This window comes from Ensifer sp. GW823-FHT05D09, from assembly GCF_058795755.1.
Genome location: NZ_JBXAIA010000012.1, coordinates 1 through 19725, shown reverse-complemented (window position 1 = coordinate 19725; position 19725 = coordinate 1). Strand labels below are relative to the sequence as shown.

Genomic DNA, 19725 nt, shown 5'->3' with positions numbered 1-19725 from the left:
TATGGACACGATGGATCCTGGAATTAGGCTCCCTTACCCGGGAGAACTTATTAATTGGGCTGGAAACCGTTCTGGAGGCGTGAGGCGCCTGTTCGATGACGCCAGTGGTCGCCCTGGCAAGACGGTTTTCGAAACCAACTTGCTGCATAGGCTGCAAGATTGGGCGAATGCACTCAGCAGGGGAGACCCTAGCGCTCCGCGCATCCTTCTCTTGGTCGGCGGTCCAGGAAATGGCAAGACGGAGGCGATCGAGTCCACGGTCGGTTGGCTTGACGAGGCGCTTGCAGCCCAGGGGCGACTGATTGCCGCACTAAAGGAGTGCTTCACACCACTCGAGGACGAGTTCGTACCGCGCCTTGTGCGGATCGACGCCGGAGCGTTGGGATCGCCAGCCAGAAGCCTCAATATCTCGATTGTACAGGACGCATCCACCGTCGTCGGCACTGGAAAGCCCCACCGGCTCCTGCTGGATGAGCTGGAGAATATGCAATCGCTTCCATCTGGCGAGGCATACCTATGCTGCGTCAATCGCGGGATTCTAGACGACGCGTTGATAGAATCCATAGACAACGGCGCTATCGAACAGCGCAAGCTCCTCGAGGCGATCACGCGTTCCGTGAGCCTCGCCCCAGAAGCCCCCTCTTGTTGGCCGCTGCAGGATTATCCCGAGGTTGCCGTTTGGCCAATGGACGTGGAATCCCTCCTACTGGCACCTGCTCGCGGCGGCGAAGCGCCGGCCCGATCCGTGTTGCAAACGGCGCTAGACTCGCAGAAATGGCCGGAAGCAGATAGTTGCCCTGCAGGACCGCGATGCCCATTTTGCAGTAGCCGGCAGCGGCTGTCGCGGGACCGTGAGGAGGGATCCTTCCTGAAGATCCTTCGCTGGCATGAAGTCGCGAGCGGCAAGCGCTGGAACTTCCGCGACCTTTTCTCGCTAATGTCATATCTCCTCGCGGGACACCGCGTGGAGCCAGCTTACGCAGGCCTTGATCCATGCGACTGGGCGGCGAAGCTCATATCCTTGGACGATGGGGCGCGACCCGGCGCAAGACCATCTGCCGCGACGTCCAGCGCCATCTTCCAGCTCGTGGCCTCTCAATACCAGCATGCGCTCTTCCATAAGTGGGAAAAGTCTGCTGCATCTGCGATCCTGAAGGACATCAAGGAGCTGGACCTTGAGGATGATAATACCGCGATGGGCCTCTATCATTTCTTGTCCGGGCGGAAGTCTCCGTACCTCCCTTCCATGATTTCCGATGCACTTGATGGACTCGCAGATTCGCTGGATCCCGCGTTGGCTCTTCCCGACACCGTCGTCCAAGCCACTCGCAATACTAACTTTGCGCTCCGGGATCTGGATGTCAGGTTCAGCCGATCGGTTTCCGAGGGTTTCGAATTCATCCGCAAGCTCCAGATCATAAGTCGCCTGGAATCCGATCTGCTAGATCGGCTTGCCAAGCTTGACGAGCTGCTCTCGACGGGAGGGGTACGGCGGCGGCGGCCAGGCTCCGCTACCAATATCCAACGATTCATTCGCGACTTCGCTTGCCGGTTGGTGCGAAGGTCACTCGGCACACGAACTGGGGTCGTGCAGGATGCCCAAGTCTTGGCTGAGTTCCAGCGGGTGGTCGAGGACGTTGCGGGCGAGGATCTTTACGACGTCGCGCACGAAGTAGAGCAGCTCCTGAACAAAAACCAAGACTTCGAAATCTCACTGACAACGACCTTTGGACAACCACTTCCTCCCCCGATCAGGCAGGCGACGCTCGTGGTCGCGGCTCGTTCCGTGCGGCCCCGCGCAGCCCAACTAGACGGCAGGCCGATATCTCCATTTTGCTACCTCACCGTTGGCGAGGGCAAATCGAGCAAGACGATCGTGCTAACCTACGACCTCTTCAAGGCAGTGAAGGAGCTGGAAGCGGGGATGTCGGCCGCATCTCTCCCGCGAACTGTTCAGGCCCTGCTGGACACAACCCGTGCTCGCCTATCGGGACCGACTGTTCGAGACGAGGTCGCGCTCGAGAGGGCACGAATTCGTATCGGCACGAGCGGTACTTCCGTGGTCCAGAAGCGCGACCGGTTCGGCGTTCGAAGGGAGATAACGCGATGACCCTTGCCAAGTTCAAGGAAGAGCCGTGGAAAACCTCGCACCATGCCTACGAGAATTGCAACCTGGCTATGTCGCCCGCGCCGGAATACGCGAGTTCGGAAGTCATCCTGTCCTCCCTTTACCGCCAAATCGGTTTGAAAGGTGCAAGCGAAGGCGGCGTGCCGCAAACGGGAAGACTTTTGGAAAAGGAAATCCAAAAGTCTCGCAATAAATCTACCGCGCCCGACGCTGCAGTGCTTGACGCAAATACGTTCAATGGACTGCTCCACTCTGTCCTGGAGAGCCCAAAGCTTCCAAATCAATCTGCAAAGCGTTTCGTCCAGGTAACGCCACTGGTGCCGCAAGCCGCAATCTTTTCAGGTTCCGCACGCCTCAGCAGCAATTCGTGGCCTGCCGGCGGGCTTGTTAGGCGGATGGTCAGGCTTGGAAGCCCGAACCAAGAAGCTGCAAACAGGTTGTGGCGAAGTCTCTTCGACGCTCTCTCGGTTTCTTCTACTGACGATGTCTTCGCCCGCTTCTTGAAGGAAGAGATTGGCGCGTGGGCCCCCGCCCCTGACTGGAATTTCATCGAGTTGGAAGCGGAGAACGGCATTGATGAAGTCGACTTAAAGGGGCTGGACTATCCCGCAAAGCGCTTCGTTCGAGACCTGGAGGCCATCATCGCAGCCAAGGACGCCATGACCAGACGACAATGGACTAGCTTGCTAGAGGCGATAATCCGGATCGGCGCCGTTGCCCATGTTACCTGGATTTGCGATGTCCACGCCCGTATATGGGATTGCGTTCGCCATACGTTAACTGACGGTGCTTCGACCACGCCAGACGACATCAGGCTTCGCATATTTCCCGAATCTTTCCAATACTTTTCCTACGGGGATAGGGCGCTCCTTGGAGTCAAGGATCGAGCCTCCGCTTTCCTTCAAGCCCGGTTGGGTTTGAATGCCACGCTTTGGGCAGCCCAGGACGCCGGGTATGAGCGGGCTTCCTTGTCTTCGGCCCGCTCGATATTCGAGCTCTGCACTTTCCTAGGCAGCAATGTCGAGAAGATGCAGCAAACCGGCCTTAGGGACACACTAGTCGAAGTCACGGAGAGGGAAACTCGGACGCTATTGTGCAAGAAGGGCATTGGCTCCAACATCATGGAGTTCGCGCGACATGTGCTTGGGCAACGACAAGCAGCCAATCCCGTGCTCCGCGGGTATGACCAGGGCTTTGCGTTGCGCAAGCGCGGTACCAGCAACAGCAGCCCATGGGTAGTGGGGCTCGGTCCCGTTGCTATCCTCGCCCTTGTGCATTGTGCCCTGGCTGGGACAAGCGGCCCTCGATCGGTAAGGCGACTGACCCAGCATCTCGCTGGCTACGGGATGATAATCGATCATCGAGATATCGCGATCAATGATCTCGGGCATCAACTTCGACTACTTGGGCTAGTGCTTGATAGCCCTGATGCGGAGAGCGGAATGCTGCTCATCCCGCCGTTTGCCACCGGGCAGGAGAATTTTGCGTGAGCCGTCTCGCCACCTACATCGCCGACCTAATATTCGAAAAGCTTTCCTCGATTGCACAATCAGGCGAGACCGAAATCCGCCTGATCTTTCACGGCCCTCCGTTAGATCTCATGTCGCAGGTGTATCAGATCCTTCAGGCACAACCGCTGCCGGGGAACGTTCCCCTCCTGTTGCTCCTTCCAGAACTTCCCACTGGTGCCGTCAACCCTCAACCAGGTGTCTCTGGCTATTGCAATGATACCCATCTGCTTAACCTGAGGAACTCGCCGTCGCGCCCGGCGTTCCTGGGCTTGGTTCCACCCGGTCAACATAGCATGCGGTCGGTGACATCCACGACCGACGAATTTGGCCTAGCGGCTGTAAACAACGGTGGAAACGTGCCGTTCGACGACTGGTGGGCCGATGAGTTCGTGCAACACCTGGCCAGCGTCGCTATTTCTCGTGCCGGCATTGTCGAACCCAGCAGAGGCGATGAAGCTAGGTTCTTGATGAACAAGGCGGGGTCGGCCGCAGACAGCATGGATGTACGGCGAACCCAGCGCACAGCCGCTTGGCATTTACTGTCTCGAATATTTGCTGCCGGATCTGGCGTTCATGGCCTGACCGCGGCCCAGTCGATCAGCCTAGCCTGTGGCTTTCCTCCCATGCGCGATGCCATGGTCCTTTCACGCTTGCAAGCTTCTGTCCTCGACAAGGTGGCAGAAGCGATGGCGGACGGATTTGGCGAAGGCATCAAGCGTGCCAAGGAGACGGCGTCGGCCGAGGAAGCAAGAGATCTCGATGACTTCCTTGACCATCTACGAGCCGTTTGCGATCTCCCGACGCCATTCGAACGCGCGACTCCTGCATTCTATGCGCCTGATACCGGTCTAGACCTTCCTCCGCCTCCTGGGTGGTGGATGCATCTCACTGCCGAACGTTGGTCCGAGCTGTTGACGGAGGAGGCACCAGCGCAGGGTGACATCACGATGACCTGCGCAAATTCCCTGCTCCAGCTCCGGAAGGGCATGCCGATAATCGTGCAAGACGAGGTGGTATTGTCGTTTGCAGTAGAAGCGCCCGATGCTGCTGGTACGGTGGTGAACATCACGCGCGGAAGGAGTGCGCAGGTGGGGTCGGTCGCCGTCAAGGCGAATGAAGAAACGCAGGTAAAAGACCAGCCTCCATCGCATAAGGCTCCGATCCGTTATTCTGCTGCAGCAGACAACTTCAATCCCGGCGCAGTCAAAATAATCTCCCTGGCAACTTGGGCGCCCGGCCTGATTGTCGCGTGCAGGCAAGCACGGGCAATGGTTCCTCCACGCAAACCCTCCAGGCGTGGACGCTCGGGACCTGAGTTCGAGACAACCCTGACGATCCCCGGTGGTGGCCGCCATGAACTGCTGGTGCTAACCACGCCCGGCATCGTGCTCGATCAGTTTGCATCGGGAATTGCCGACGACGACCAAGATCCGGTCGGCGGCGCGGATAGCCTGAAGGTCCATAGCGTTCCGCTAGGCCACTATCAGATCGAGGTCGAGGCCGACGGAAACTATCAAGTCGATATTGGCTACACTAGAACGGACACTGATGGAACGGCAGCTCACCAAACATGCCGCGTCCTTATTACTGTCGAGGACGTTGCGGAACAGGGCTGTCGTAGTGAATTCGAACGGCTGATACGGGTGAACCGCTCTGCTGTAGAACCCTCCGAAGCCAAGGCCGTCGTCCAGTTGAACCGGAGTTCCCGGTCTTCCGGACTTCAGGAATGGATGCTACTCGAGGAGACCGTAGAGTTCTCCTACCTGCCAATCGTGCTTGCTGACGATTACGCGGAGCATTGGGTCCAGCCGTCCTGGAGCACCGGTCTCGGGACAGTTTTTTCCGAAGGTCGGTTCATTCATGATCCTCGGCCGGGAATTACCGAATTCCAGCCGCCCCCGGGATTCGTCGAGGCTCGCAAGGCAATTGCGGCCAAGGTAAGGGGGGCCAGCGACGAAACCGGGCTGATGGAGTCGGCGAAGCTTGGCAAATGGCTCGCAGATGACGATGATGGCTTTCGTGACGTCATCGAACGTTATCTCGACACCTATACGTCATGGCTTGCGGCAGAACCTGACGTAGCCTGCTGGGTGGATGTGGCCATGGTCACCTCACGTGAAGACGACCAGATCACGATATCTCGCACTCCTGACGCAATCATCCTATCGCCGCTGCATCCTATCCGCATTGCTTGGCACGCTCTAGCACAACGCATGCTCGTTGAAACTGAGCATGGCGTCCCCTGCCCCGCCGCGAGCGTGCTGGACCCTGATTGTATACCGGACGTCCTTGCCCTGGCGTTGAGATCCCCCGATGGAATAGAGAAGGTGGAGTTCCTCGCCGTCGAGAACGGGACGGATTACTGGTCGGTCCTGTGGAACGGGACGCGACTGGGAAGCCTCCCGACACGTTCGCGACTCGCACCCTTCGGTGATGCATTTGGCATCTCTGTCGGCGGTATTTCCGTCGGCTTCAGCTCCGCCCAGGTAGGACGCGCGCTTGAGGATGTTTCGGGACTCCTCGCCGCCAAGCCAGTGGTCGGACTTGTCGTGGCAAGTGCGGGCGGAACAACTGACGCCTGCAACGAGGGGCTGATAAGTTGGTGCTCGAACCGCTACAAGGACACCGAAGGCCGGACGCCTCGCCATGCAGCGGGGCCGCGCTTCATTGAGGTTTACGACCATCGAGATCTTACTTCGCAGCCCGACGAAGCAACGATCGCAAACCTGGCCGAGGATACTAATAACAGCGTCAAGTGGTTCTCGAGGCAGCCCAAGAATGCCAAGCCGGACCTTGGCATCCTCGCGCAATTAGATATGTCCGAACCGAGCGCCACGTCCGTGACCGAGCGTTCGCCTCTCGGTTCTGGAGGCCTTTTGCGCCATCGTGTTAGGCGCCAACTCGCGGGACGGGGTGCGTTTCTGAGCGAGACCCGCCAGTCGATCTTGAGCGCTGCGTCAGGTGATGTCCTGGCTGACAAAGTTGCCGCCAGCATCGGCAAGATCGAAAGTCTCGGTGATAGGCGCGTCGGCATGCGCTTTGCACCGAACGTGAACGCTATTCGCGACATGCTGGAGAGGCGCAATGCTGACTTTGTCGCCGTGTCATCGTCGGCAATCGATCCGGCGTGTTTCCTGGGCGGCTGGCTCGAAGGTGCTTACCTTTGGGATTACGACATGCCGTCGTATTCCCACCGAGCGGGTGATACAAATGGCTACTACCTCCTCTCGAAGGTAAAGGACGCCGACCGCGAGGCGTTGGGAAAGGCCCTTGGGCGCTTGCCTGGATGTAGCGCAATCGAAGGCGACAAGGTGCGGGACGTCCTTTTGGAAATTGCCCGTCGGGGCATTCCAACGATCCGGGGGCTGGCGGGAGACAACAACGGCGCCACCGGCGATCTTGGCCTGTTCGTCGCGGTTCGACTTCTTCAGGATCGCTTCCGTCTAGCGAATATCGGAGACTCCTTGGTCCCGGTGATATCGAATGACGGCGAGGATACGAACGTTTGCATCATCGTTCCGATCGATCCGTTTAGAGGTTATTTCTCCGACATTGCGCGTTCCCTTGGCCGCGACAAGAAAGACATCTCGTTGTCCCGACCGGACTTCATGGTCATCGGGTTCCGCCTTTCCGGAGAGCGCGTCGACATTCATCTCACCCCTATCGAAGTCAAATGCCGGCCCGGGTCAGTGTTCCCGGCGGCAGAGATTGACGACGCACTTGAGCAAGCCCGTACGTTCTCGCGACTGCTCACGAAACTTGTTCCGCATGATGGCCAGCAGGCCGCATGGGCAATGTGTTTCCAGCATTTGCTTCTTTCAATCATTGGGTTTGGCATGCGGGTCTACAGCCAGCATGAAGACGTCGTCGGCCGGGAAGGACTGTGGTCATCCATCCACGAGCGCGTCGCTGCGGCGATACTGGGACCAGATCCTTGCGTCTCAGTTGACCAACGCGGGCGCCTGATAATTGTTGACGAGAGCCCCCGGAGTGTCGTCAAGGATCGGGATGATGACGGTTTCGAGGAGACGGTCACCATCGGCACGGAAGATGCCGGGAGGATCGTGGCGGGCGATCCGCTTGAATTCTACGAGGCTGTCCGAAATCGTGTCGGCAATTGGGCCTTGTATCCTAATCCGCACCACCCTACGATGCCGGCTGCCGTCACGCAGGTACCATCCTCCCGGGCCGATGACGCAGCCGACCTGTTGTCACACGGGGCCGACGATAGTGGCGTTGTCGAGGATCCCGCTATCGCGGCCCAGCCGCAGGAAATAATTAACGATTGGACTGCAGAAGAAAAAGATGGTGGCGTGGTCCTCTCGATTGGAAAGACTATCGATAGTCTCCGCCCGAGTGACCTAACGCTAAACGTTTCCGACACACGCTTGAACAACTTGAACATGGGCGTGGTTGGGGACCTGGGGACTGGGAAGACCCAGCTACTGAAGTCGCTGATCCTCCAGATCTCGAGCTCGGCCGCGAGTAACCGTGGCATCAAACCGAGAATGCTAATATTCGACTACAAACGCGATTATAGCAGCGCGGATTTCCTACAAGCCACGGGCGCAAAGGTGGTCAAGCCGTATAGGCTGCCACTGAACCTTTTTGACACTAGCAACTTGGAAGACGTGCCCGCGCCCTGGCTCGACAGGTTCCGTTTCTTTGCCGACGTGTTGGACAAGATCTACTTAGGAATTGGACCTGTTCAGAGGGACAAGTTGAAGAAGGCGGTCAAGGCATCCTATGAAGGGCGCTTGGGCGACGATCCACCGACCTTAACCGATGTCCACGCTGCGTACGCCGAACTGTTAGACGGAAAGTCGGACTCGCCAATGGCGATCATCGATGACTTGATCGACATGGAAATCTTTGCTTCAAAGGCAAGCGCTACCATTTCGTTCGACCAGTTCCTTGACGGAGTAGTCGTCATTTCGCTGGACTCACTTGGCGCAGACGACAGAAGCAAGAATATGCTGGTCGCCATCATGCTGAACATGTTCTACGAGAACATGTTGCGGACGCCAAAGCGGCCATTCTTGGGCACAGATCCCCAGCTTCGGGCAATCGACGCCTACCTGCTGGTGGACGAAGCCGACAACATCATGAGGTATGAGTTTGATGTCCTTCGAAAGCTGCTACTCCAGGGTCGCGAATTCGGTATTGGCGTCATCCTCGCATCGCAGTACCTGCGGCACTTCAAGGTGAACGCGACGGACTATCGTGATCCACTCCTCAGTTGGTTCATTCACAAAGTGCCCAACGTGACAGTCGGGGAACTTTCTGCCTTGGGATTGGTTGGAAGTGCAGCCGAGCAAGCTGAGCGGATCAAATCGTTGAAGGTCCATGAGTGCCTCTACAAGTCATTCGAAGCAGGCGGTGAAATAGTCCGGGGCTTGCCCTTCTTCGAACTTGTCGCACAAAAAGGCGACGATCCCGGAAGCAATGGTCGATAGCCTCACCCCGGAACAGCGATCCGAGCGGATGTCACGCATCCGTTCGTCCAACACTAAGCCGGAGGTTAATCTGAGAAGGGCCCTGCATCGCCTCGGGTTTCGGTTCCGTCTCCATGGGAGAAAGCTTCCTGGCAAGCCGGATATTATTCTGCCAAAGTACAAGGCAGTCGTGTTCGTCCACGGTTGCTTTTGGCACCGCCACGAGGGCTGCAAGGTGGCAACGGTTCCCAAGTCCAATACCGATTTTTGGATGGCCAAATTCGCAAGAAATGTCGAGCGCGATGCTCGTGTAAGCCAGAGTCTTCAAGAAGACGGCTGGAGAGTTTTCGTTGTGTGGGAGTGCGAGGCTGACACTCCGAAAAAGGCTGAGTTGACTGCTAACGAGCTAGCCGGACTGATCCTCGAAAAAGGTAGAAAAGCCTCGGTGGTGGTTTGCAGCGAGCCTACGCAGCCGGAGTGAATAACCCCTAGATTTGATAGACGCCTTCTTTCCTAAAATTTAGGTAGGCTTACCTTCCCAGTGATCCGACGTAACTTGGCGATGTGGCCTGCTCGGGCTGGCTGACCTTACCATGGAGATCTCCGCCTCCGTCAGGATCTGCAACACCGCCCTTTCATCCATGGCCTGCGCTTCGAACAGCGCCTTCGCGAGGACATTGAATGTCGGCCGGCGCCGCCTGAGGATCGCGGTCGCCCGGTCGAGCGCCGTTTCCAGCCGGCCGTGGACACGAGCTGCTAGCTCTGGATCACGGTCGAGAACCGCCCCCGGATCTCGCTGGGCGCGATAGAGCAGCGGATGCTCGGCCCCGAAGCCGAGGGTGCGCTCCATGTCGAAGGCAAGCCGCGTGGCCCTTGCCAGATCGCTGTCTCCGGTACCACCGGATCCAGCCGAGATGCGCTTTAGCATCAGTTGCTCGGCGGCCCGCCCGGCCATCAGCATGGTCAGCATGTTTTCGTACCAGTCGCGGGTGTCGACCGCCCAGACATGGAAGCCGACCAGATTGTAACCACCCTTCCCCGTGTCGATATTGAGGCCGCGGACGGGACCAAGATCGAGCGCGTGATGGACAACGGCGTGCCCCGATTCATGGAATGCCCAGCGCCAACGGAGATTATAGGGCACCGGCGGACGATTGCCGCGGATTCCGTCTTCGATGTCCTCGTAGCGGATCGTCCGCTTGCCGCGCCGCGCCTTCAACCTCGCCTCGCGAACAATGCGCTCGATATCGGCGCCCGTCAGCCCCATGGCCCGCGTGGCGAGACGCCGCAAGATCGCGTCGACGGGATTGCCCTGCTGCACGGCGGCGGTCGGTTCCACCGTGTTGACGTTCTGCGACTCTGTCATCGGCCTGCTTCCTTCCGTTCGTCTTCTGCTTCTTCCCTCAGGTGGTCTGTGATGATCCTTTTCAGGGAGAAGCCATCGTCGGCATCTGAGCGGGCGTCCGCTTCAGGCTCCCGGATCAGCGATTGCACGTCATCACCAAGATGATGGGCCAGGATTTCCGCGAGGGTCGGGACATCGGGCCTGGGGATTTCGATATGCGTCTCCAGCCGTCCGGACCGCTTGATGGCCTCGTCGATATCGTCGGGCCGATTGGTGGCGCCGATAATGATCAGTCCTTCGCTCTTGACCGCACCATCGAGCAACTCCAACGCCTTGTTGACGACGGCATTCCAGTAGTCTGAGTATTCTCGCTCAGCGGGCTGCCGTTTGCCGATACCGTCGATCTCGTCAATGAACAGGATCGCCGGCGCCATGGCTCGGGCCTCTACGAAGGTCTTGGCCATCTTCTCGATGACATCATTCAGATGTCCACCTTGCAGCCAGGTGGAGACCGAAGTGACGACCAACGGGACCTGTAGGCAGTTGCACAGCGCCCGAGCAAAGGTCGTCTTGCCGGTTCCGGGTGGGCCTGACAGCAGCAGCTTGGTGCTCATCTCCGACCAAGCGAGCATGCTGGCCCGGTAATCGTCGAGGTCGGCCTTGAGATCGAGCGCCCAGTCCTTCGCCCTGCCGTAGCCGGAGAGGATCTCGACGGTCAGCGGCGGCTTGTGGCCGGTCTCGCCCGGCCCGAGTGGAGGCTCCGGCTGGATCACTTCGGCGCCCGACGGCTTGTCCTTCTTCCAGCGGCCGTTGCTTTCAGTTTCCGACGGCTTCGACTTCTCGTCCGATCCTGACGCCTTCCCGGTGGCATTGGAAGGCGCTGCTCGTGATACCTTTGTTCCGGAGGAGGATGCTCTGTCGCCACTCGTACCGCCTTCCTCGCCATCGCCGTCCTCGTCCTCAGAGTCGCCGCGATTGCGTTCGATGAGGATCGCAAGGACGTGCAGCACGTCCCGGATATGCCGACCCGGTCGGAAGGCAAGGACCAGATCCTCGAGCGACAGCCAACGTGCATCGGCATCCGTCGGCCAGCCCAACGTCCCGATTGCCACGTCCGGATAAAGAGTCTCGACCAAGTCAGCGACGAACCTCCGATCGAGCTTTCCCGTTTCCAGCGACAGATCGGCGGAGATTCTCAGCAGCGATGGAATGTCCGATCGTTTTTCCGCAAGAGCAAGGATCGGAAAGTCTCGGGAGAGCGCGCTGATCATCCGCCGACGCATCGCATTGCCGGTGACACGATGCACGCCGGCGCCTGAGAACACCACGAGACGTTTATGAACCTCCCCGTCGTGAACATCGAAGTGATCGTCGTTGAACATATGGTCCGCATCAATGATGGCGAACGGACCACCAGGCACCATCGGCGATTTTTCCAGAAGCCGCAGCATCTCCCGCTCGAGGCCATCCAGCGGCGCATGCAGCGTGACGACCGACGTCACGCGCGTCAGGGTGTGAACGATCTCCCGTAGTGACCTGCCGCTATTGCGCACCGCACGCGCCAACACCAGAGCCACTACGACATGACTGACCAGCGGCACTGCGGCCGCCTGATCGACAAGGCCGACCGCATAAGAACGCCGATCGATGCCGTTGGCCAGTGTCACCTCCTCTGCAATTGCGCTGCGGCGCATCAGGGGGAAGGCCAGCAGCGGCGAGGGAAGCGTCTCTTCGACGGCCTCCACCGTCACGCCGACCTCGCGGCCCGTCTCGGAGGTGAGATTGCCCGTGGCTTTTGGCGCAACGAAACTCCCGCCAAAATGCCGCCGGAACCAGAGACCATCACGAATCGGATCGCCTGATAGACCTGCCGTGTCGAAGGCCGGGCTGTAGCGGCAAAGCAGATGCCCATCGACATCGACGACCCTGGCCTCAAGCAGACCGTTGCGCAGCGCGATGCGGCGTGACTCGCGGCGCGCAAGATGCCACAGGCGATGGACGAACAGGCGAGCAAGCTTATCCATCAGCGCGTCCTCCGCTGTCTGCGGCAATAATTGCCGTTTCGGGCATCTTCGCCGGATCACGCGGCCGCGTCCGGATGCGCCGGCGTCCATCAAGGTGACCCGGTTTTGCGGAGGCCGCCAACACACGCTCGCCGATAGAGCGACAAATGGCTTTCGTCTTCGCCGACATGGCAGCCGGTGCCGACCCGGCCAGGTGCTCATTCGGAAGCAGACTGAGATGCCGATTGCGGGTTTTGAGCCAGTCGAGCACGAGGCGGCAGGCGGCGTCGTCATGATCGGCAAGTGCGCCCAACTTGGACATCACAGGCACGGGCATCGGTGGTCCTTGGCGAACGAAGGCGAGCGCAAGGCCAATCAGGATGGCGGGATAGTCGCGGCGGTTATCGGTGTGACCGACGCCAGAGGCTTGAGAGTCGGGGATGTCAGCCAGCCTGCTGTGAACGCAAGGCGGCGCGACGGTATCGGGCGTGACCGTTTCACATCGGAAGTCGGCCAAAGACGGGCGGTCTGTATCGATGGACATGAGGATCTCCTCGCCGGAGCACATTGGCATCCGGCGTTCTCGGAATGGAAAGGATGGGAAGCCGGCCGCGCGCTTGATGGCGCAGCCGAGATCAGTGCCGTCGGATGACTGACAGATCAGTGCCCGCGGGGACGACGAGCAAAGCCGACCTTGATACGAACGGGCGCCGGCTCTTCGTCCTGGTCCTCATCGAAGCAACCGAGATCATCGAAGCCGTCGTCCTCATCCTGCGCCGCCATCGCCTGCTCGTCTTCATAGCTCAACGTCGGACCATTCAGCGCGATCCGCGGCTTGGCAGACAAGGCCGACGCCGCATCCGACACGGTGATCTCCACGACACCAAGCGCCTTTCGCGCGACCGTCTCCAGAAGCTGCTGCACGCGACGACCGAAGCGAAGGCGCAGTTCAGCCATGCACGCGGCGACACCATCGATCTCCAGCAGGTCATCGATCTCGGACAGCGCCCAGATGCCGGTGGCATGATCGCTCGGACGGCTGGCGCCATCGACAATCGCGACCTCGACGGTGTCGACCATCATGCGCTTGTGGTGCTTGTAGAGCCAGTCCGGCAGCACCATGGCGCTGGCCATCATCTTCATCTTCAGCTCTTCGAGACGGCTGGTGTCACCGTATGACGCGAGCGAACGCTTGAGGTCGAGGATGTAGGCGGTATGGCGCGCGCGGTTGACGACGATCAGGTCCGGCGTGTAGTTGCCCTTTGCCGGCGCCTCGCAATCCAGTTTCACACCGTCAAGGCAGGACCAGTCGTTGCCGGACAGAGCCTCGAGCGCCGCCTTGACCAGCGGCAGTTTCAACGACTGCGTCAACACGGTCACGTTGGGGTTGGCTTTCGCCAGGCACGCGACCGCCTGCTCAAGCAGCTTGCCTTCGCGGAACGAAACGGCGCGCACAAGCGAGGCAATGTGGACATAGTGCCCAAGAATCTCGTCCTCGATCGGTTCACCATCGGCGATGGCTGCGATGGCGCGATCGATTAGCAGATCGAGATCGGCCTCGACCTCGGCGAAGCGGACGATGTGCGGATGGCGGCGCAACACGGCCGGTTCGCCGGTGGCCGCAAGAACCGAAGCACGGCCAAGGCCCAGCGGGCGATGGCGCGATCCGAAGGTCGACGCGGTGGCGAAGTCGGTGTTGATGGCCGAACGGAGAACTTCCCCGGTGGGGAGTGCAGATGTAAACGTAGTCATAGCCCGATTCCTTTCACGAGAAGGCTGAAGGTCAGGCCCTTGTCGATGTTACCAGCATCGGCTTGGGCCGTTTTGTGTCCGGACTTCCGAACAGCCCCAACCTGGCAGGACCGGCGGCCGGGCTCAAGGACCCGGGACAGCAAAAAGAGAACAAAACCGGTCCGTGGTTAACGGCGGGCTCACAAACCCTGGAACCGATGAGCGGGTTCGGCGACGGACCCGACGCGGTAGCGCGGTTTCGATCACCATCGGCAAGCAAAAAGAAAAGGGCCGACATGCGGCCCTTTCGAGTTTGGTGGGAAGGTCGGTCCACCGGCCTTCTGGCACACTGACCTTTACGGCGTCGCCACGGGCATGGATTCGGCTTCGACCACTGCATCATCGGCGAGCGGCGGCACCTTGGCGAGCTGCTTGCGATTCCGGGACACAGGTCCTGGACCTCCTTTGCCAGTCGTTCCTTGATCACACGGCTTTTCTTCAGCTCAGCCTCAATCGCCTTACAGATCGTCGCGATATGCGCGAGGAAGGCCTTCAACCCCTCGCGGACCTTGATGGCGATCAGCGCCTTCAATCCGGCGACACCGCCGAGATCGAACTGGTTGCCCTCCCCGGCCTTGTCTTCACCCTCCTTGCCGCGCTCCAGGATGCCCTTCACGTCGGCGACCTGCAGGCGGCCGCGGTCCTCCGCGTGAGCGATCGCCTCCTTGATCTGCGCTTCCGTCGCCGGGGCCAGATGGAACAGTACCGTTGCGCCGATCGAGAGGTCGACCAGATCGTCCCGGTAAGGCGTGAGATTGCGGAACACTGCCATATAATTGCGGGCGCTGCGCGCTGCGAGGCCGCAGCGCATCTTCACCCAGTTGTCGAACCCACCGTCTTCCAGAAGGTCAGCGGCCTGGGCCAGGTGATTGCCGAGCTCGAAGGTCTGCTCGGTCGTGCGGCGGCCGAGGTCGTGGATGAAGGAAGCGCTGGTCTCGAGCTGTTGGCGCACCCCCTGGTCGAGGATGCCGTGCTCTTCGTAGGAGTAAGAAAGAGAGGAAGAGGAAGTGGAAGAGGCAAGCGTCTGTTTAGTCTTGGTCGTCATGTCGTGCTCCTGGCAACGCGTTACAAATACATCCGGTGAGAAACTCATCGAATGAATATAGTGTCGCATTGAATGTGCAGCATTGCAAATCCAAGTAAATCTACTTTAAAGTAATTATGACTATTAATACTTATTCTGTTGGCATCAAATCCATAAGCGAAACAATAATAATCCATTTAAATAGATTGTTTTCTTATTTATGCATATTTTTTAAGTATATCGTAGAATTTTTCTTGCGTCGTTATTTTGATTCCAAGTCGAGCGCTTGAGGAGGCGGAAGCGGACTCCCGCTTAAGGCACCGTTCCGGCGGGGCTGCCAAGTGCAAAAACTGTCACCGAAGTAAGAGTGGCGCCCCTTGCAAGTCTTCCGCGCGGCCCGTTCTCTCCCCGTCCCGGGAAGGACTCACGAGCCGCCATTACGGGGGATCAGTGCACCACCTCTCCTAATTCAATGGCCAGAGCATGCGTGTGAACGGGACTGCGCGCTTCGCCGGAGACTCAAGAGGTCGCGACCGCCACGGAGGCGGCAAGTCGATACGACTTCAGTTCCCTTGCGCGCACGTCAACTCAACGTGTCCACACATTGAGACAAATTGCGATCATTTGATTCCTGCTTCGAGAGTTCCGATTCAGAACGCCGGTCATTTGATTCTGCAGACGACGTCTGCGATCAAAAGTCATCGCAAAGCATCTCAACGTGCCCGCAACGTGTCTCAAATTGCGGTCATTTGATTCAGGACTCGATATTTCCGATTCAGGATGCCGTGCCAACGATTCATAAACCGGGATTTCCGATTCCTGGCGAACGGCGTTGCCAGAGTAGTCGGGGTCTGACATCCGTGGCGACGGGGAGCCGAAGGGAAAGATATCATGCCAGCGAAGCACGAGGAGATCCGCAATCGCAAGCAGCGGGCGCGTCAGCAGCAACTGCGCGATGCCGACCGAAAGGCCAAGCGGCCCGGACGCGACGATGTGGCACGCACCGCACTCTTCATGTCGATTTCCAGCATGGTGGCAAAAGGGAACCACGATGCGCTGGAAGCCTTTCAGTCTCTCGTCATCGAGATGCTCATTCGACAGGGCTTCGATGAACGCGCGTCCCGCACCGTCTTCGATGAGCTCGTCGAGAAGTACGCAGACGGCGACTGGCCCTTCCGCCGCAAGGTTCACCTGCTGTATCCTGAGGGTGCCGAAGATGGCGGCTGAGCGGTTTCGCTCTACCTGCATATCGGTCTCGGCCTGCTCACGCTGCGCTGCCACTGGAACACCAAACGGCGTTTGCATGCTCTAGGACTCCTCCCCCCATCACTCGGTTAAACGCCGTTTGCGCTGAATCGGATTTACAGAGTTTGCGCAGGCGTACGATCGGTCTGCCGATCTGTTCCAGACCGGCACAGGGCAGGTCGAGTTAACGCCGCCCTAACCGCGTTCACAGGTTTTGCTGTTACTCTGCAAAGAGTTACGCTAGGTCACAGGGGTGATGTGTACAGGTCGGCCGCTGGAGCCGGCAGGTGCGAGCGCCGGAATGGCGCAGCTTGTGTGTCCAATATTGGGCAGTGTTACGCCCGCGACGGAAAGGAGGCGGCCAGAATGAAGATCATCCACGACGAGTCCGGCGCCCTCCTGTCGCGCATGGCGTTGTTCAACGGTCCCCGTTGCGGGGTGCCGGTCTCTTTCGGGTTCCGGAGCGAGGTTCTCCTTGGCTTGGCGGTCAGTAGGCGGAAGCCACTGCTAACCGCGAGCGAAAGGAACCATCATGTCGCGTACCCACAAGAACGACACCTTCAAGCTGTTCCAGTCTGAAGAGGACCGCCAGGACATCCTGGAATTCATGCGCGAACACGCCTCCCTCCTCGATCGCCTTTCCGGCGTATTCGACAAGGCGCCGGCGTCCGTAGTCGACGGACGCCACGTCCTCGCAGAGCCGGTTTTTATGACCATCAATGCGGAGACGGTGGCGCTGTCGCGCAAGGCGCCCAAACAGAAGCTGGTTTTGGGTGCGGGCCATAGCGTGACCCTCGAGCTCAAGGCTCGCGATCCGGGTCCGCACGGTACGCCGGCCATCGTAATGGCGTTCGCAATCGCAGCGATGCGCATCAGCATCGCCACACGCGTCTGCGACATCTTCTACAGCGCCGGCGCGCCCACCGCCGGCACGCTGGAAAGCGTCCTGTCCGACTATATCGCCCAGATGGCAGCCACCTCCCATTGGCTGGCGACGGATTTCCTGACGCGCTAACCGGCGTCTGCCGAGCGGCAATTATTGCCGACGGCATCTGCCGAAGGCCGGCCATGACGGCCGGCCTGCGTGCTCGGGGCTCCCAAGCCTCGCTCCGCCAGCTATTATGTTCCCAAGTTTCATCTCAACCGAGAGACCAAGATGACGAAGACTGTTCTGTTTTACGCCCGCTACTCCACCGACCGCCAGAACGAAGAATCGATCGAAACGCAGATCGCACTTGGAGAGAAGTTCGTCGCCCAGCGCGGCTGGAAACTTGTCGACACCTATTCCGATGCTGCGGTGAGCGGAACGCTGTTTACGCAGCGCCCCGGGATTCAGAAGCTGCTCCAACGCGTGAAGCAGGAACGGATCGACATCGTTCTTTGCCTCTCCGTCGACCGGCTTTCGCGCGACGTCGAACACAGCTCGAAGATTCTGAAGGACCTCCGCTTCCACGACATCGAACTCTGGACGGTTCAGGGCGGCCAGGCCGTGAAGGACATCGAGGTCTCGCTAGGCGCCATGCTCAGTCACGAACTCGTCGAACAGATCCGCTACCGCACCCGCGAAGGCATGAAGGCGGCAACCCGAAAGGGAAAGGCGTCGACCTGCCTCGCATATGGTTACGCGCTCAGCCAGCAGCGCGATGCCAATGGTGATCGCATCCGCGGGCTCAGGGATGTCGATCCGATGAAGGCAAAGATCGTGCACCGGATTTTTGAGATGTATGCCGATGGCATGTCGCCGGCCGATATCGCTGATGTCCTCAACAAGGAGCGCGTGCCCGGCCCTGATGGCGTTTACTGGCGCGACACCGCGATCCGTGGCCACGTCAGTCGCGGCTCGGGCATTCTCAACAACGAGAGCTATGTCGGCCGCATCGTCTGGAATCGCCGCCAGTATCGCAAGAACCCGCAGACCGAACGCCGTACCGCTCGCGCCAACGATGCCAGTGAATGGGTCTGCGAAGAGGTTTCATCCTTGCGCATCGTCAGCGACAAACTCTGGGCGCGCGTAAAGGAACGTCAGAAGGAGCTTGGCGATCAATACGCCGCGGCTAACAGTAATCGCCTGAATGCGACGCACCGCCCGGAATACCTGCTCAGCCACCTGCTCGAATGCGCCGAATGTGGCGGCCCCTACGCCATCAGCGGCAAGGATCGCTATAGCTGCACCAATCGCAAGAAGCGCCTGCCGATCGACGACCTGGACGGTGAGCGTTGCGGCAACAGCAAGACGATCATCCGCCAGGAACTGGAGAGCCGCGTTCTCGACTGCCTGCCCGCCGCCTTCTTTTCGATTGGGGTGTTTGACACGATGTCGGCGAAAGCGGTCGAACAGGAGGCTTCCAAACTTCGTCGCCCTGAAGCGGAGCGCCAGCAGATGAAGCGTGAGTTGCAGGAACTGGAACGCAAGCAGAAGAGCTTCATCCAGCAGATCTCCGACCGTGCCATGAACGGCCGACCGCACATTCCCGCCCTCGACGACACCCTCGATCAACTCGAGCTTCAGCGGGCGGCATTGGCAAAGGATCTTGATGCCTTGGCGACGTCGGAACCGAACATGACGGCGAAGATCGAAGAATTGAGGAAGCGCCACGATCCCGCCCAGACGGAACTGCGCATGCGTCATTTCTTCCTGCAGGCGCGCCGCGGCAAGAATGACGAGGCCAAGCGCATGATCATGCCGATCGTCCGATCGCTGGTCCAGAAGGTGGTGATTGGCAAGACCCCGGGCCATCAGCCAGCCACCCTCGAAGTGCATGGCCTGATCGCCAGCATCCTCGCCCAGATGGATGTGCTGGATATCATGGAACGTCGCTTCGTTGCCGAAGTGCATACGGATTTCATCGAGAAGTTGGAGGCAGGCGAGATCGAGACCACGGAGAAACAAAAAAAGCTCCTCGACTCGTATGAGGAGGAGCTTCGTCGCAAATACCCTGAATGGGCAAATTTGCAAGTGTCGGTGGTTGCGGGGGCAGGATTTGAACCTGCGGCCTTCAGGTTATGAGCCTGACGAGCTACCGGGCTGCTCCACCCCGCGCCAAGCGTCAACCGCTATGCGGTTTACGCGGTAACGTAAATCCCTTTGGGATTTATGGTCTCTGCCGAGCAAATCTGAAGGATTTGTCTCGCGTAAGGGACGCACTTCTTGTTTTCAGCCTAACAAAACAAAAGGGCCGCTTGGAGGCGGCCCGTGTTCGGCTGGGCCGAGGGATGAAGAGAAGAAGATCGTTGTTTTCGGTT

The 19725-nt window shown here is 59.3% G+C and carries 12 protein-coding genes, 1 tRNA gene and 1 pseudogene; 6 read left to right on the top strand and 8 right to left on the bottom strand.

Annotated features, from left to right (window positions below; genetic code table 11):
• Window position 1: 1 nt before the first annotated feature.
• Genes AC1Q80_RS26705 through AC1Q80_RS26690 form a run of 4 tightly spaced genes read left to right on the top strand, consistent with a single transcriptional unit; the run spans window position 2 to window position 9555 of the window.
• A complete protein-coding gene (locus tag AC1Q80_RS26705; protein WP_492362382.1) occupies window positions 2-2110 on the top strand; it encodes a hypothetical protein in 2109 nt (702 codons plus the stop codon).
• Window positions 2107-3618 carry a hypothetical protein gene (locus AC1Q80_RS26700; protein WP_492362381.1) on the top strand — a complete coding sequence of 504 codons (1512 nt, stop codon included), beginning with the start codon at window positions 2107-2109 and terminating at the stop codon, window positions 3616-3618. The genes AC1Q80_RS26705 and AC1Q80_RS26700 overlap by 4 nt, the downstream gene beginning before the upstream one ends.
• Window positions 3615-9095, top strand: coding sequence for an ATP-binding protein (locus AC1Q80_RS26695; RefSeq protein WP_492362380.1), 5481 nt, complete (start codon window positions 3615-3617; stop codon window positions 9093-9095). Before AC1Q80_RS26700 ends, AC1Q80_RS26695 begins: the two co-directional genes overlap by 4 nt.
• Window positions 9085-9555: a very short patch repair endonuclease gene (locus AC1Q80_RS26690; RefSeq protein ID WP_492362379.1), complete on the top strand. Its 471-nt coding sequence runs from the start codon at window positions 9085-9087 to the stop codon at window positions 9553-9555. Before AC1Q80_RS26695 ends, AC1Q80_RS26690 begins: the two co-directional genes overlap by 11 nt.
• A gap of 39 nt (window positions 9556-9594) precedes the next feature.
• Here AC1Q80_RS26690 and AC1Q80_RS26685 read toward each other — a convergent pair whose 3' ends face one another.
• From AC1Q80_RS26685 to AC1Q80_RS26660, 6 genes are all read right to left on the bottom strand, one after another.
• Window positions 9595-10440 (bottom strand): ATP-dependent metallopeptidase FtsH/Yme1/Tma family protein, encoded by an 846-nt coding sequence (locus tag AC1Q80_RS26685; protein ID WP_492362378.1) that lies wholly within the window; start codon window positions 10438-10440, stop codon window positions 9595-9597.
• Window positions 10437-12443, bottom strand: coding sequence for an AAA family ATPase (locus tag AC1Q80_RS26680; RefSeq protein ID WP_492362377.1), 2007 nt, complete (start codon window positions 12441-12443; stop codon window positions 10437-10439). The genes AC1Q80_RS26685 and AC1Q80_RS26680 overlap by 4 nt, the downstream gene beginning before the upstream one ends.
• Window positions 12436-12990: a hypothetical protein gene (locus tag AC1Q80_RS26675; RefSeq protein WP_492362376.1), complete on the bottom strand. Its 555-nt coding sequence runs from the start codon at window positions 12988-12990 to the stop codon at window positions 12436-12438. The genes AC1Q80_RS26680 and AC1Q80_RS26675 overlap by 8 nt, the downstream gene beginning before the upstream one ends.
• A gap of 92 nt (window positions 12991-13082) precedes the next feature.
• Window positions 13083-14174, bottom strand: coding sequence for a hypothetical protein (locus tag AC1Q80_RS26670; RefSeq protein WP_492362375.1), 1092 nt, complete (start codon window positions 14172-14174; stop codon window positions 13083-13085).
• A 31-nt stretch (window positions 14175-14205) separates the two neighbouring features.
• Window positions 14206-15258, bottom strand: coding sequence for a hypothetical protein (locus tag AC1Q80_RS26665; protein WP_492362374.1), 1053 nt, complete (start codon window positions 15256-15258; stop codon window positions 14206-14208).
• A 567-nt stretch (window positions 15259-15825) separates the two neighbouring features.
• Entirely contained in the window at window positions 15826-16542 is a 717-nt protein-coding gene (locus AC1Q80_RS26660) for a hypothetical protein (RefSeq protein ID WP_492362373.1), read from the bottom strand.
• Between the two features lie 472 nt (window positions 16543-17014).
• Here AC1Q80_RS26660 and AC1Q80_RS26655 point away from each other — a divergent pair, with 472 nt between their 5' ends.
• The gene (locus AC1Q80_RS26655; protein WP_492362372.1) at window positions 17015-17497 is read left to right on the top strand and encodes a hypothetical protein; all 483 of its coding nucleotides are present in this window, start codon (window positions 17015-17017) and stop codon (window positions 17495-17497) included.
• Between the two features lie 141 nt (window positions 17498-17638).
• Window positions 17639-18451 (top strand): annotated as a pseudogene (locus tag AC1Q80_RS26650) (recombinase family protein); the annotation flags it as partial.
• Between the two features lie 3 nt (window positions 18452-18454).
• On the opposite strand, the gene AC1Q80_RS26645 reads toward AC1Q80_RS26650, so the two are convergent.
• Complete coding sequence (locus tag AC1Q80_RS26645; protein ID WP_492362371.1) at window positions 18455-19372, bottom strand: hypothetical protein; 918 nt, start codon at window positions 19370-19372, stop codon at window positions 18455-18457.
• A 73-nt stretch (window positions 19373-19445) separates the two neighbouring features.
• Window positions 19446-19522: transfer RNA gene (locus AC1Q80_RS26640), tRNA-Met, on the bottom strand.
• Between the last annotated feature and the right edge of the window lie 203 nt (window positions 19523-19725).